This is a genomic window from Streptomyces halobius (assembly GCF_023277745.1).
GTDB lineage: Bacteria > Actinomycetota > Actinomycetes > Streptomycetales > Streptomycetaceae > Streptomyces > Streptomyces halobius.
The window spans coordinates 342,345-354,909 of sequence record NZ_CP086322.1; the positions used below are offsets into that span (position 1 = coordinate 342,345).

Annotated in this window: 11 protein-coding genes and 1 pseudogene; 11 read left to right on the plus strand and 1 reads right to left on the minus strand. The window is 68.3% G+C overall.

Annotated elements, in window-relative coordinates:
* Positions 1 to 20: 20 nt before the first annotated feature.
* Positions 21 to 266: a hypothetical protein gene (locus tag K9S39_RS01490; RefSeq protein WP_248861505.1), complete on the minus strand. Its 246-nt coding sequence runs from the start codon at positions 264 to 266 to the stop codon at positions 21 to 23.
* A gap of 1,131 nt (positions 267 to 1,397) precedes the next feature.
* On the opposite strand from K9S39_RS01490, the gene K9S39_RS01495 reads away from it, so the two are divergent.
* The 11 genes and pseudogenes from K9S39_RS01495 (at position 1,398) to K9S39_RS01545 (ending at position 12,337) form a co-directional block, all read left to right on the plus strand.
* A complete protein-coding gene (locus K9S39_RS01495) occupies positions 1,398 to 1,886 on the plus strand; it encodes a hypothetical protein (RefSeq protein WP_248861506.1) in 489 nt (162 codons plus the stop codon).
* On the plus strand, positions 1,883 to 4,324 hold the full coding sequence (locus K9S39_RS41905; RefSeq protein ID WP_283112136.1) for a tetratricopeptide repeat protein: 2,442 nt from the start codon (positions 1,883 to 1,885) through the stop codon (positions 4,322 to 4,324). Before K9S39_RS01495 ends, K9S39_RS41905 begins: the two co-directional genes overlap by 4 nt.
* Positions 4,325 to 4,592: 268 nt before the next feature.
* Complete coding sequence (locus tag K9S39_RS01510; RefSeq protein WP_248861507.1) at positions 4,593 to 4,850, plus strand: hypothetical protein; 258 nt, start codon at positions 4,593 to 4,595, stop codon at positions 4,848 to 4,850.
* A 167-nt stretch (positions 4,851 to 5,017) separates the two neighbouring features.
* Positions 5,018 to 6,034 carry a hypothetical protein gene (locus K9S39_RS01515; protein ID WP_248861508.1) on the plus strand — a complete coding sequence of 339 codons (1,017 nt, stop codon included), beginning with the start codon at positions 5,018 to 5,020 and terminating at the stop codon, positions 6,032 to 6,034.
* A complete protein-coding gene (locus K9S39_RS01520; RefSeq protein WP_248861509.1) occupies positions 6,028 to 6,996 on the plus strand; it encodes a glycoside hydrolase family 113 in 969 nt (322 codons plus the stop codon). Before K9S39_RS01515 ends, K9S39_RS01520 begins: the two co-directional genes overlap by 7 nt.
* 274 nt (positions 6,997 to 7,270) lie before the next feature.
* Complete coding sequence (locus K9S39_RS01525) at positions 7,271 to 8,023, plus strand: TnsA-like heteromeric transposase endonuclease subunit (RefSeq protein WP_248861510.1); 753 nt, start codon at positions 7,271 to 7,273, stop codon at positions 8,021 to 8,023.
* On the plus strand, positions 8,020 to 9,174 hold the full coding sequence (locus tag K9S39_RS42660; RefSeq protein ID WP_406707856.1) for a hypothetical protein: 1,155 nt from the start codon (positions 8,020 to 8,022) through the stop codon (positions 9,172 to 9,174). Before K9S39_RS01525 ends, K9S39_RS42660 begins: the two co-directional genes overlap by 4 nt.
* Before the next feature lie 18 nt (positions 9,175 to 9,192).
* The gene (locus tag K9S39_RS42665; RefSeq protein WP_406707857.1) at positions 9,193 to 9,879 is read left to right on the plus strand and encodes a Mu transposase C-terminal domain-containing protein; all 687 of its coding nucleotides are present in this window, start codon (positions 9,193 to 9,195) and stop codon (positions 9,877 to 9,879) included.
* Positions 9,876 to 10,924, plus strand: a pseudogene (locus K9S39_RS01535) (ATP-binding protein). Before K9S39_RS42665 ends, K9S39_RS01535 begins: the two are co-directional and overlap by 4 nt.
* A complete protein-coding gene (locus K9S39_RS01540) occupies positions 10,921 to 11,589 on the plus strand; it encodes a TniQ family protein (protein ID WP_248861511.1) in 669 nt (222 codons plus the stop codon). Before K9S39_RS01535 ends, K9S39_RS01540 begins: the two are co-directional and overlap by 4 nt.
* 160 nt (positions 11,590 to 11,749) lie before the next feature.
* Entirely contained in the window at positions 11,750 to 12,337 is a 588-nt protein-coding gene (locus K9S39_RS01545) for a YceI family protein (RefSeq protein ID WP_248861512.1), read from the plus strand.
* Positions 12,338 to 12,565 lie beyond the last annotated feature (228 nt).

Below are 12,565 nucleotides of genomic sequence, written 5' to 3' on the forward strand. Positions count from 1 at the left end.
TCCACCGGGCACCAAACCATTCACCGCCACGACCTCGCGTCGCCCCGCAGTGTAGGCCGCGGGAGCATGACCGGCACGAGCCGGAACAGCGCTGCCGGCCAGGCCACGAGCAACACGGCCACCAGCGCGCGCACGTTGTCCTCCAAGCCCAGGCCGAGGTCCGAACTCGACGCCCCATCGGGCGGCTTCTTCACGAAGAAGACGACGATGGCCGACATCACCAGCCAGTTGGCGACCCAGAGCAACAGCAGCGTTGAAGGCGTCATGGACTGAACCTACCCGCGCAGCACGGCACTGGGGGCCCCGCGAGACCCGTCGGATTCACCCGATCGGGGGTCGTTCCGGCGCTCACGGAGATCGAAAAGCGCTGTACGGAGGATGAGTAAATCGTCGAAGCGGAAGGACATTGGCAATGTCGAGCGAGGAGGAGTAAAAGTTCTGGGATGGCGAAGGTAATTGAATCTGTGTCACGGGCGAAGATTCAGCGTCAACAATCGCGGGAGATATTTCGAGGACGCGTATTACCCTGAGGTGAGATTTGGGTACCCAGTAATTATTGGGTGGTGTAGTCTGGCGAAGAAGCTGAAGCATTTTGCTCCGCAGACGGTCCGCAAGTACGGAAACCCCGCACCCAGACTGTGACGAGACGAAGGTGCGGGGTCTCCGGCCGATGCAGGACCTGGGCCCACCCCATGGGGTGGGCCCATTGCACTACTTCTACGGCAACCAGCCGCTCATACGCGCCAGTTGGTACAGCACGCGGAGTGACTCAGCCACCAGCCGGAGCGCGTCCCCGGCCCGTTGAAGTCTGGTCCTGCCCGGCGTCGTCACCCCCGGTTGGGGCGTCTCGCCGGACGTCATCGGGCATATCACCTCCCCTCGCCACAGAGCCAGCTGTTCCCTGCCGCTACGGGGAGATGCAGAAATCACGCTAGCACGGCATGCGCCCGAAAATGGGGGGAGTTGAGAGCAGAGGCTATTCCAAGGTGGTTTGAAATCCGAAAGCGGGCTGTGTCTGTAAGTCCGGGGCCAGGAGGCCGATTGCGGCGCAATCGCTCCGGGCTCCAGGTCAGCTCCTGTGAGTCTCTGCGCTGGAGGTAATCATGTCCAGCTAGTCACCGTCGTCGGGCGATCGCCGGGTGTCGACGTACAGGGCGGATCGGTTCACCCCGGGGACCGGCGACGAGCTGCTCGGCGATCGCACCGTCCACCGGGTCCGGCTGGAGGCGTCGAGTTCCGCCGGGCGTCCAGCCCGCAGGCGGTTGCGCTGCCCGCAGCGACCGCGGCGCGGCTGCCGGCCCATCGGCGTGAGCTCCGTATGTGCGATCAGCCCCCAGGGCAGGGGATTTACTGCCATCGTGGTTGTGGATGTGACGGTTCGGGTCGAGGGGGCAGGCATGCGGCGAAATCTCCGGTGGGCGGCGGCGGGACTGGTCACGGCCGTGGCCTTCGCGATACCCACGTGGCTGTGCGGTGCCGTGTTCCTGCCGTCGATGGTCACAGACGACGCGGTCCGCTGGTCGCTCTCGTCGGCGCTTGGGGTGGTGCTGGCCACGCTGGCCGTCGCATGGGGCCAGGGCTTCGCCACCCGCGCCCGCCAGGAAGACCCGCCGTCCGACGGCCCGGTCACAGCATCCGGCGAGCGCAGCATCGCCGTCAAAGGCAACCCGGCAGGCAATGTCTCCACCGGGGACTCCGGGACACGCAATACTCCGGCCCGTCCGGAGACCGCAGCACCGGCCGCCCCTGCACCGGATTCACCACAACCTGAGCCCGAACCCGGGCCGGGCTCGGTGACCGCGTCCGGAGAACGGTCGATCGCCATCAACGGCAACCCCGGGGGCACCGTCTCCACCGGCGACCAGTTCGGCGCGGACCCTGCGTGAAGTGGCCCTTCAAGAAGCAGCCCACGCAGCCGCAGGCACCTGAGCCCGATGCCCTCCCCCACACCGAGGCATCGGGGACGCGGTCCATCGCGATCGACACCGGCGGCGGCGATTTCCTGGGGACCGCCCTGACCGGGGACAACGCCACGGCCGTTCAGCTGCCGCCCGAGGCGCTCGTCCCCGCGGCCGATCTCCAGGCCCCACCAGGGCTGGACAACCTGCCGGTACGCCCGGATACGTTCGTGGGCCGCGCCCGCGAACTGGAGCGGCTAGACGCCGCACTCTCCTGTGCAGGCCAAACGGTCATCCAGGCGGTACACGGCCTCGGCGGGATCGGCAAGAGCACCCTGGCCGCGCACTGGGCCGCCACCCGCCCCCACGGCCACGCCCCGGTCCGGTGGATCAACGCCGACAGCTCCGCCACCGTCCAGCAGGGCCTGGCCGGCCTCGCCACCGCCCTGCAACCCGCCCTGGCCAAAGCTCTGACCGCCGAGGCACTCGCCGAACGCGCCGCGCAGTGGCTGGCCACCCACACCGGCTGGCTGATCGTCCTGGACAACGTCAACGATCCCGCCGATATCACCGGCCTGCTCGCCCGCGCCCGAAGCGGACGCTTCCTGATCACCAGCCGGCTCGCCACCGCCTGGACCAACGCCACCACCGTGCTCCGCCTGGACATCCTGGACCCGGACGAGTCCCTGGACCTGTTCACCTGCATCACCACCGCCCAGCACCCCGAACGGGACCTGGACGGCGCCGCCGAGTTGTGCAAAGAACTCGGCCACCTGCCCCTGGCCATCGAACAGGCGGCCGCCTACCTCGCGCAGAACCCGCTCACCACCCCCCGCGCCTACCTGCACCTGCTCGTCGAGCACCCGGCGGCGATGTACCGCCACGGCGCAGCCACCACCCCGGCCGAACGCACCATCGCCCGCATCTGGAACATCACCCTCGACCGCATCACCGAACTCCAGCCCCAAGCCGCCGACCTGCTGCGCACCCTGGCCTGGTACGCCCCCGAGAACGTTCCCACCACCCTGACCGGCCCCGCCGACCCACCCACGCGCAACGCCGCGCTCGGCCTCCTGACCGCCTACAACATGATCACCCCCGACCTCGCCACCGGCACCCTGGCCGTCCACCGGCTCGTCCAGGCCCTCGCCCGCACCCCCGACCCCGATGACCCCCACCGCCCCCCCACACTCATCCACCAGGCTCGTGAACAAGCCACCGCCAACCTGCACACCGCCCTGCCCACCACCTGGGACACCCCCGCCACCTGGCCCACCTGGCGCACCCTGCTCCCCCACATCGACGCCCTCACCGACCACACCACCCACGACACCGACACCCCCACCACCGCAGACATCCTCAACCGCACCGGAGCCTTCCTGGACAGCCAGGGCCAGCCCGCCCGCGCCGTCACACACCTCCACCGCGCCCTCACCGACCGCGTGCGGGTGCTGGGCGAGGACCACCCCGACACCCTGGCCTCCCGCAACAACCTCGCCGGCGCCTACCGGGCGGCGGGGGACCTGGGCCGGGCGATCGAGCTGTACGAGCAGACCCTCACCGACCGCGTGCGGGTGCTGGGCGAGGACCACCCCGACACCCTGGCCTCCCGCAACAACCTCGCCTGCGCCTACGAGTCGGCGGGGGACCTGGGCCGGGCGATCGAGCTGTACGAGCAGACCCTCACCGACCGCGTGCGGGTGCTGGGCGAGGACCACCCCGACACCCTGATCTCCCGCAACAACCTCGCCTACGCCTACGAGTCGGCGGGGGACCTGGGCCGGGCGATCCCGCTGTACGAGCAAACTCTCACCGACAGCGTGCGGGTGCTGGGCGAGGACCACCCCTCCACTCTGATCTTCCGCAACAACCTCGCCGGTGCCTACCGGGCGGCGGGGGACCTGGGCCGGGCGATCGAGCTGGACGAGCAGACCCTCACCGACCGCGTGCGGGTGCTGGGCGAGGACCACCCCGACACCCTGACCTCCCGCAACAACCTCGCCTACGCCTACCAGTCGGCGGGGGACCTGGGCCGGGCGATCCCGCTGTACGAGCAAACCCTCACCGACAGCGTGCGGGTGCTGGGCGAGGACCACCCCGACACCCTGGCCTCCCGCAACAACCTCGCCTACGCCTACGAGTCGGCGGGGGACCTGGGCCGGGCGATCGAGCTGTACGAGCAGACCCTCACCGACCGCGTGCGGGTGCTGGGCGAGGACCACCCCTCCACCCTGGCCTCCCGCAACCGCCTCGCCGGCGCCTACGAGTCGGCGGGGGACCTGGGGCGGGCGATCGAGCTGTACGAGCAGACCCTCACCGACAGCGTGCGGGTGCTGGGCGAGGACCACCCAATGACAGGAACCGTCCGAAGCAATCTCGCTCATGCCGTCGCCGAACGCGACGGCGGCGAAACCGGGCAGCTCTGACCCCTGTGTCACAAGCAACACCGAGAGGCGACCACCGCGGCGCATGGCGAAAACGAAGACTGACCCGCCCGCACAGCCACAACGAGGTCGGCCAGCTCAACCCGGGTGTCAAATCATGTGACCGCAAACTGCACTCGCTGCATGGCTCCTACTCGACCCCGGATTCCGCACGGTCAAAGCGGCGTTGGAGTCGGTGTGGCCTGAGCCCCGGAAGAGACCGCGGCCCCGCGGGACGCGGCTGGATGCGTACAAGCCGTTGATCGACCAGATGCTGCGGGTTGACCTGGACGCCCCGCGCAAGCAGCGGCACACCGTCAAGAGGATCTTCGACCGGCTGGTCGACGAACACGCGGCACAAGGGGTGACCTATCCGATGGTCCGGGCCTATGTCGCCGACAGGCGCCCGACCTTCGCGCCCCCAAAATGCGTACGGACGAACGCCCCTAAGGCCGTGTCCTACGTGGTGGGGCGGAAACTCGTCACGCCCTTCGAACACGCCGCAAGGCAGGCGCTCGCGCCCGCGTGAGATCGACATGGTCAGGCATGAACCGACGTCAGGCCGCGCATGGACGGAGGGCCACGCACTTCTAGACGGAAGTTATGCCCTCCTGGACGGAAGACGGATGCCCGACCGCCGACGGTCGCTCTAACGTCGACCGGACCGATGACGACTCGGCCCCCCAAAGGATCCTCATGCCCGTAATATCCGCTCCCGCCGCGCTGCCGCGGTCTCGGTACCGCTGGGCGGCCGTGGCCGGCCTGCTGGTGCTGTCCCCGATCAGCGCGGAGTACCTCATCGGCTACGGCGAGAGCACTGGTCGGCCGCTGGAGCTGCTGGCGGGCCTGCTCATCCTCGCGCCGCTCTACGGAACTGTCGCGGTGCTCATCCGTGAGATCACTCGGCGCACCGGTGGCGGCTGGCCGATGATCCTGCTGTTGAGCGCGGCCTTCGGGGTGATCCAGGCTGGCTTGATCGATCAGAGCCTGTTCGATCATCAGGTCGACGCCGATGGCCCCGACTGGGCGACCCAGGCGCTGGTCACCCTCATCCCGGGCCTGGGGGTCGATGCGGCGAGCTTGCTGAACTATGTCGGGGGGCATGTGATCTGGAGTTTCGCCGCTCCGATCGCGGTGGTCGAATCGTGTGCCCCGCGCATCGCGAACAGGCGGTGGCTGGGCCCCGTCGGCATCGGCGTCATGGTGCTGCTGTGGGCGCTGAGCGCCGTGCTGGTCCACAACGACACGGCAGCGGACTCCACCGCCGGCCCGGCGCAGCTGATCGGCGCCGCAGTGGTCGCCATCGCCCTGATCGCCGCCGCGTTCACCCTCCGGCCTGCGAGGACCCAGTCGCAGGCGAAGGCGCCGTCGTGGTGGCTGGTCGGCGGTGTCACAGGGATCGCATGGTGTGCCAGTCAGCTGCTGCCGGCGACCTGGGCGGGGGTGGCGGTGAACGTTGTCGCCATGGTCGTACTCGGCTGGCTACTGCTGCGCTGGTCGCGCCGCCAGGGCTGGGGCCGCCGGCACGTACTGGCCGCTGCGGGCAGTGCTCTCGTCGTCCGTGCCGGGCTGTCCTTCCTGGTCGAACCGCTCGGCGGCAACGTGGATGGCATGGTGAAGTACGCGGTCAACGCCGCGATGCTCGGTGGTGTCGCCGCCCTTCTCCTCATGGCCGCCCACCGTCTGCGTCGACAGGAGCCAAGCGCATGCTGACCGTCCGCGGCATCTCCTACCTGGTAGGCGAGGCAACCACCGATGACGTACGGCGGGACATGGAGGTCATCGCCCGGGATCTGCACTGCACCACGGTGATGCTCATCGGGGACGGGAAGCGGTTGATCGATGCCGCCCGCACCGCCCTCGAGTCCGGTCGCGGCGTCTACATCCGGCCCCACGTTCCCGAGCTGTCTCAGCCCAAGCTGCTGGAGCACCTGGACGCCGTCGCCGAGGCGGCCGAAGAACTTCGCCGGGAACACCCGGACCGGGTGACGCTCCTGGTCGGCAGCGAGTTCTCCCACACCGTGCCCGGCATCGTCCCCGGACCTCGCTCGTTCCTGCGCCTGAAGCTCATCGTGCGTTTCCACCGCCTGCTGCGGCGCAGGATCGACCGGCGGCTCCACCGGCTGCTCACCACCGCCGTAACCACCGCGCGGCGCCGCTTCGGCGGGCCGGTCACCTACTCCGCGGCCGGGTGGGAACACGTCGACTGGTCGCTGTTCGACGTGGTCGGCGCCAGCCTCTACCGCTCCGGCCGCAACCACACCACCTACGCAGACCGCCTACGCAGCCTGGTTCGCGACCACGACAAGCCCGTCGTCATCACCGAGTTCGGATGCGGTGCCTTCACCGGAGCCGACCAGCGGGGAGCCGGTTCCTTCTGGATCGTCAACTGGTTCGCCGTACCCCCGCGCATCCGCGGCGACCACCCCCGCGACGAGTCCGTCCAGGCCCGCTACCTCAGTGAACTCATCGACCAGTACGACGCGGAGGGCGTGCACGGCTGCTTCGTATTCACCTTCGCCATGCCCGACTTCCCGCATCACCACGACCCTCGTCTCGACCTCGACAAGGCCGGCTTCGGGGTCGTGGCGGTGACCGGCGACGGTGCATGCAGCCCCAAGGAGGCGTTCCACGAGGTCGCGCGGCGCTACGGCGACATAGCGATGGAGGAATGACCGAGTGAGCGGAGCGGCCAGGCATCCAACACCGAACCCCCGAATGAGCCACGCAAGCACCGCACCTCAAACCGGATCCAAGACCAACCTCGCAGCGGCATCTGGAGCACCAGCGTTGCTACTTCTCATCGACATTTTTGAGCCCTGTGATCGCTAAGTGCTGCCCAAAACTGACCGCTCTCATCCAATCGAGGCGTTTACTCAGCGAACCCAGTCGTTTTGCCTTCCGTCTCAGCGAACCTAGTCGTGCGGGTGATCGTGCTGGGGGTGGCGGGTGGCTGTACCTGCTGGGGTGGATCTTGCGGAGCCGTACGTCGAGTTGTCGTACGTGGACGCCGTACGGGAGCGTCGCCGGCGTCCGTTGCTGGACTGTGTGACGGCCCAGTTCGAGGACGTCGCTCCGGTGCGGCCGTTTCGCTGGTCACGGGGTGAGCGTCACTTCGCGGGCTGGTACTGGGCGGCCACGACCGGGCAACACGTTGGCTTCGAATCGTGGTTGGAGCGTGACAGGCTCCTGCTGATGGACTTCGATCCTGAGGTGATGGGGATCGCCTCGCAGCCGTTCTGGCTGCACTGGCACGACGGCGAACGGGAGCGTCGACACGCCCCGGACTATTTCGTGCGCCGCGCGGACGGCTCGGCGGTGGTCGTCGATGTTCGTGCGGACGAGCGGATCGAGCCGAAGGACGCCGAAGCGTTCGAGGTGACGAGCCTGGCCTGTTCCCAGGCCGGGTGGAGGTTCGAGCGGGTCGGGGTGCCAGATGCTGTGCTGCTGGCGAATGTCCGGTGGCTGTCGCGCTACCGGCACCCCCGCTGCCTCAACGGCCCGGTCGCGGACCGGCTCCGGGAGCTCTTTGCGGCCCCAAGGCCGTTGATGGCCGGGGCAGATGCGGCAGGCGATCGGCTGGCAACGCTGGCCGTGCTGTTTCACCTTCTCTGGCTCCAGGAACTGACCGCCGAGGCGATGTCGACCGAGCTGATGGGACCACGCACGGTTGTGAGCCTGGCTGATGGAGGTGCCCAGTGACCGGCAAAAGGCGGGTGCCGCCGACGGCTCGGATCGCGGAGTTTCCTGAGACGGCCGCTGAACAGGCTCGCTGGTGGGAGAGGCACATCCTGGAAGTCTTGGACGGCCTGCCACCGGATGCCGCGGAAGGGGCGAAGCCGCGGCCGGAGTTCGATCCGAAACAGCACTCGCTGGCTCAGCGCGAACGAGCCAAGGCAGCGGAACTGACGGCGGCCGGGCACCGGATGTCGCCCAGTGGCATCAAGCAGAGACGCCAGCGTTACCAGCGAGACGGGCTGGTCGGACTGGTGGATGGCCGGTCGGCGAAGCAGATGCCGGCCTTCGGGCACGTCGACCCGGCGGTGGTGGAGGCGATGCAGCAGGCGATCGCCGAGACTGCCGACGCGTCGTCCAGGACCATCGGGTTCATCATCTGGCGGACCAAGCAGATTCTCGCCGACTGCGAGACCGCCGCCGTTGAGCTGCCGTCGCGGGCCACGCTCTATCGGTTGTTCGACAAGCTGGCCGCGGGCACCCATGCCACCGGGTCGGCCCGCACGCGTCGTTCGATCAACGCAAGACCCTCAGGACCGTTCGGCGAAGTGCCGGCCAGTGCACCAGGCGAGTTGATGCAGATCGACTCCACCCCCCTGGACGTCCTGGTGCGGCTGGACGACGGGATCGCCGAAAACGTCGAGCTGACAGCCATGGTCGACATTGCCACGAGGTCGATTACCGCAGCGGTGCTACGGCCCACCACGAAAGCTGCGGACGCCTCCGCCCTGCTGGCCCGCAGCGTCACCCCGGAGGCAATGCGTCCAGGCTGGTCAGACGCCTTGCGGATGTCCCGGTCGGTGCTGCCGCACCGGCGGCTGCTGAGCATTGACGAGCGCCTGGAGCACGCGGCGGCCCGGCCGGTGATCGTGCCGGAGACGATCGTCTGCGACCACGGCAAAGTGTTCGTCTCCCACAACTTCCGGGCGTCCTGCCGCTATCTGGGCATCAACCTGCAACCTGCCCACAAGGCAACACCCACCGACAAGGGCACGATCGAGAAAACCCTGGGCTCAGTGGCCACGCTGTTCGCCCAGTTCGTCGCGGGTTGCACCGGCTCGACCACGGATCGCCGCGGTCGGCGGCTGGAAGACGGAAGGCTGTGGTCGCTGCCCTAACTCCAGAGGGTCATCGCCGTGTGGCAGACCAGGCCCCATGACGGACTACGCGATCCGGAGGCACCGACGCGGGCGTTCTCGCCGAACGAGAAGTACCTAACACTGCTTGAGTCCTGCGGCTATATCCCCGTCCCGCTGAGCGGCGAAGACTACGTCGAGCTGCTGCCTGAACGCTGGCAGGCGATCAACTCCTATGGCATCCGGATCAAGCGCCGCACCTATGACAGCCCAGAACTGACCCCATTGCGCCGCCAGCACTCGGGGGTGGCGGCGAAGAAGGGATTGTGGGAGATCCACCACGACCCCTACGACATCTCCCGGATCTGGGTACGCGACCGCCGCCGCAACCGGTGGATCACCCTGTTCTGGAAACACCTTCACCGCGTCGGCGTCCCGTTCGGCGAGCTGGCCTGGGACCGGGCCTGCGAGCAGGTCCCCAGCGGCACCGAGGAACAGATCGCCGATGCCGCCGCTGCCCTGCTTCGGCGAGCCCACGACGGCCCGGCCGAGGAGAAGGACCGCCCGGCCAAGCGGTCCCGGCGGGACCGTCGTGTCGCCGCCCGCACCCGGGCAACCGCCGCTGACCGGCCGATCCCCGAGGCGCCTGCCGGGCCACCGCACGACGAGGAAGCAGACACCCATCTCGCCGAAGTCATCCCGCTGGGCCTGTTCGATCCGCTCGCCAACCCCTGGAAGCGCCCGTGACCATCTCAGTGCCGGCATCCCAACACACCACGCTGCAGGAGGCGGATGCCCACGCCGGCCGGCAGCTCACCACCTTGGAAGGGTGGCGGAAGTTCGTCGCCAGTTCGCCCGAGCCCCCAGTTCTACTTCCCCCGGACGAGTTGCAGAGGCTGTCCCCGACAGATCGGGACCTCTACGACGAGGCCCGCCTCGATCATCACGCTCGCATGCTCGTGGTCGCCACCTCATTCGTCGAGAAGACCGTGACCTGCGGCCGACGGCTCGTTCTGCTCAACCGGCATGCGATCAGCGCACGCCGCGGGCTGATCGTCTCCGGCCTGCCCGGCACCGGCAGACCATCGCCATCACCCAGCTCGGACGCGCCCACGAACTCCTCGACCGGGCCCGGCATCCGAATGTCCCGGACCGCATCCCGGTCCTCTACATCACCGTTCCCCCAGCCGCGACCGCTCGCATGGCCGCCGCGGAGTTCGCCCGCTTCCTGGGCCTGCCCATCCGGTCCCGACTGAACATGACCGACATCATCGAGGCGGTGGTCGGCGTCTGCACCGACACCCGCACCGGCCTGGTGCTCGTCGACGAGATCCACAACATCTCGCAGACCACCCGGTCCGGCGCCGAAGTCTCGGACACCTTGAAGTACTTCTCCGAGCGCATTCCCGCGACGTTCGTCTATGCGGGCATCGGCGTTGAGGACAGCGAGCTTCTGGCCGGCACCCGCGGAGCCCAGATCGCAGGCCGCTTCACGCTCGTCCCCACCCGCCCATTCCCTTACGGCCCCGAGTGGAAAGGGCTGGTCGCGACCCTGGAGAACACACTCCTGCTGCACGATCACCCACCCGGCAGTCTGGTCAAACTCGACCGCTATCTCCACAAACGGACCGACGGCATGATCGGGGCCCTGTCCCACGCGATCCGAGGAGCCGCGATCGACGCCATCCTCAGCGGCACCGAACGCGTGACGAAGGCGACGATCGACGCGATCCCTCTGGACCACGCTGCAGAGACCGCGGCCTCTCCGCAGAAGAAGACGACCCGAGCATGACCGATACTCCGGAACCACCACTGTCCCGGCTTCCCATCCAGGTCCGGCCGCGTCCTGGAGAACCCACCGACTCCTACATTCGACGCCTGGCCCACGCCAACCACCTCAAACCCAGCTACCTGCACGGCTTCCTCACCGGCTCGTCGAACTTGTTCGGGAAACCCCAACTCGAACGTCTCGCGGCACTGGCCGGACGCCCGCCCGAACTACTGGAACGAGTCCTGGCTGATTCCAGCCCACCCCGCCGACGGCGCAACCCCCGCCCAAGCCCCAAACCGCCCAAGAAGAACGACAAGCGAGAGCTCTACCAGCGCATCCGCCGCGATGCTGAAGCAGAAGCCCTCTCGGGCAGAGCCCTGGAAAAACGCCACAAGGTCACCTGGCGGACCGTCAAGGCTGCACTGGACGGACGCGACCCCCGCCCCCGCAAGCCGTTGCCTCGTCGACCAACCGCCCTCGACCCTGTCCGCCACCTCATCGACGCCATGATCGAGGCTGGAAACCGCCCCAGAGACATCTGGGCGCGACTCATGGACGAGCACGAGACATCGATCTCCTACGGCATCATCAGGCGCTACGTCCAAGACCACACACCGCCACGTGAGCGGCGACCTCTCGTCTCAACCAATCCAATCCGCCCAGGTCATCGGCTTCCAGCCGACTAACTTCGCTGAGACAGGTCAAATGTTGACCTTGGATCTATCGGTATGCATCGCCAGCCGTGCACCGCGCTCGGAGACCATCTCGACCCAGAACATGACGGGGGACACGCCGACCGGGCCGCGGGCGGCCCCGCCTGCCGGATCCGTACGTACTCTCGGCGCTGTGACACTGACAGACGGAACGTACCGACTCGGGCCGTCGGCCGGCCGTCTCCTGATCAAGACCGGCCGCGCCGGACTGGGACGCCGCGCGGGCCACGACCTCACGATCGAAGCCACCCGATGGTCCGGCGAGGCCGTAGTGGATGTCGGAGACCCTGGCAGGTCCTCGGTGTTGGTGACGGTCGAGACGGGCTCGCTGGAGGTCCGAGAAGGAACCGGCGGGCTGAAGGCACTCACCGACGCCGACCGGGCCGAGATCAAACGGACGCTGGCGGACAAGGCACTGCTCCAGAGCGCAGAGCACCCCTCGATCACCTTCCGCTCCACCCGCATCACGGGAACCCCTCAGTCCTTCGAGATCACCGGGGAACTCACCATCAAGGGACGCACCCACCCCGTGACAGTGCACGGGACGGGAAACGAAGCCGGGCAGCTGCGCGGCTGGGCGACCGTCACGCAGTCCACCTGGGGGATCAAGCCCTACACCGCGTTCCTCGGCGCGTTGCGGCTCGCCGACGACGTCCGGGTGGAGTTCGAGGTGGCGAGGCTCGAACCGGCGGACGTGCCGCCGCGCACGGGCCAGGCATGAGAGCGGCGTCGGCCGATCACAACCACCCGTCCGCAAAGGTTGCAGGCGGATCAGCCCTTCGGCTTCCTACCGTGGGGTCATGAGCAACATCGTCGTCGTGTACGAACTCGACAAGCCGGTGGCCACACGCCCCTCCCCGAGGGCAGAGGGTGGCGACGAAAGGCACGTCCGCAAGGTGCACGCGGCGCCCAGTTGGTCACGCCGGGCGCTCCAGTCGCTGCGGGGTGC